This window comes from Actinomadura sp. KC06 (genome assembly GCF_004348735.1).
Lineage (GTDB): Bacteria > Actinomycetota > Actinomycetes > Streptosporangiales > Streptosporangiaceae > Spirillospora.
On the sequence record NZ_SMKT01000409.1, the window covers coordinates 1 to 791 of the forward strand.

The following is a 791-nucleotide window of genomic DNA, read 5'->3' on the forward strand; positions in this document are numbered from 1 at the left end:
CGCCCAGCCCCTCCCAGTCGCCCCTGTCCCCGTGCTCATGCGGCAGCAACACTTCACCCGGCAACGAGGACAGCCCTTGATCGTTCAACTTCCCGCCTGGAGAAGACCGAGGTCATGGACTGTTCTGGGGGCCGTCCGCCATCCGAGTCGTCAAGGGGACGGCGCGGGAGCCGGAACGCGGATGCCGTCCAGTTGGCGGACGATGTGCTCCGCCGTCTCCTGCAGGTCGATGAGCGGCCGCTGAAGGTAGCGCCCCGGCCCGCCCTGCCAGGAGAAGTGTTGCGGGTGCACCCACACGTTGAGGCCGGGCAGCACCAGGACGGACACACCGCGCTGGTCGCTGGTCCGCATCCCGGGAAACCCGCGCCGCGTGACGCACAGCAGGAGGCATTGCGCGGCCGTGCCGGGGTGGAGTTCGAGCGTCCGGCCCGGCCAGTCGTGGGGAAGCGGCAGCGCGAACCAGACCGCCTTGCCCCGGACGACGGGACTCGCGACCCGTGACCGCGTCCGGCTGCACCCCCAAGCGGCGGTGAACGCCGCCACCAGCCCGAGGCCCTTGCCGTGTTCGTCGAGCAGCCCGCTGGTGGACGCCTGCGGCAGCGTCGCCCGCGCGCCGTCGAAGACGGAGACGACGAGCTCCGGCGCGGGGACGGTCCGCGCCCAGATCCACAGCTCGGGCGCGATGGGCGGACGGCCACCGGGCACGGGCTTGCCGTGCCGGAGAGCGTTGGTGGCGATCTCGGACACGGCGACCTTCCCGTCCTCGATCACGTCCCGTCCCACCCCGAGCC

At 72.2% G+C, this 791-nt stretch carries 1 protein-coding gene; it reads right to left on the reverse strand.

Annotated features, from left to right (window positions below):
- Positions 1–150 precede the first annotated feature (150 nt).
- Positions 151–791, reverse strand: a 641-nt coding sequence (locus E1287_RS43390) for an ATP-binding protein (RefSeq protein WP_207934832.1), incomplete at its 5' end; no start/stop codon positions are given.